The 1,051-nt window shown below is 60.6% G+C and carries 1 protein-coding gene; it reads left to right on the forward strand.

Annotated elements, in window-relative coordinates; genetic code table 11:
- Positions 1-93 precede the first annotated feature (93 nt).
- Positions 94-1,042 (forward strand): IS630 family transposase gene (locus tag AB4Z43_RS33470; RefSeq protein ID WP_441940989.1). Its coding sequence is split into 2 segments (ribosomal slippage): positions 94-429 and positions 431-1,042, totalling 948 coding nucleotides; the frame shifts between segments, so codons are not numbered across the junction.
- Positions 1,043-1,051 lie beyond the last annotated feature (9 nt).

Raw genomic sequence — 1,051 nt, forward strand, 5'->3', positions numbered from 1 at the left:
TAGAGCGGTTCACGGCTTGATGGAATCGAAGGGGATTCCCGATTTGTCGGTTTTGTGATTCAAGATGCTGGCTGGAGTGGAGGCCAGCATCTGATGACCCGACCTCTTTCCAATGATCTTCGCGAGCGGGTTGTGGCGGCGGTTTTGGGTGGTGAGAGCCGGCGGTCTGCTGCGAAACGGTTCGGCATTTCGATTTCGGCCGCGGTGAAGCTGTTGCAGCGCCATGGGACGACCGGCTCGGTGGCGCCGGGCAAGATGGGTGGACATCGCAAGAGAGTACTGGAGCCGCACCGTGCCTTCATCGAGGCGCGTGTCCGTGAGACACCGCATCTGACGCTACACGGTCTGAAGGATGAGTTGGCCGCGCGCGGGGTTAAAGTCTCGCACAACGCAGTGTGGCTGTTCTTGCGCCGCGAGGGCCTGAGCTTCAAAAAAAACGCTGTTCGCCCTCGAACAAGCACGCGCTGATATTGCCCGTAGGCGTCAGCGATGGCGATCCTGGCAGACCGGCCTCGACCCGCAGTGCCTGGTCTTCATCGATGAGACGTGGATCAAGACCAACATGGCTCCGCTGCGCGGTTGGGGACCGAAGGGCAAGCGGCTGCGCGGCTTGGCTCCGCATGGTCATTGGCGCACGCTGACCTTCCTCGGCGCACTGCGCTGGGATCGGCTCGCGGCACCTTGCGTCTTCGACGGACCGATCAACGGCCAATGCTTCCGCGCTTATGTCGAGCAGCAGCTCGTCACCGTTCTGAAGCCCGGCGACATCGTCGTCATGGATAATCTGGGAAGTCATAAGTCGGCGGCGATCAGGCAGATGATCAAGGCTGCCGGCGCCAGGCTTTGGTACCTGCCGCCCTACTCTCCGGATCTCAATCCGATCGAGCAGGCCTTCGCCAAGATCAAACACTGGATGCGCCAGGCTCAGAAACGCACCGTCGAGGACACGTGGCGCTACATCGGCCACCTCGTCGAAACCATCGAGGCAGCCGAATGCAAGAACTACTTCGAAAACGCAGGCTACGCTTCCGTCAAAACGTGAAAGGCTCTA

This window comes from Mesorhizobium sp. 2RAF45 (genome assembly GCF_052115225.1).
In the GTDB taxonomy this organism is placed as follows: domain Bacteria; phylum Pseudomonadota; class Alphaproteobacteria; order Rhizobiales; family Rhizobiaceae; genus Mesorhizobium; species Mesorhizobium jarvisii.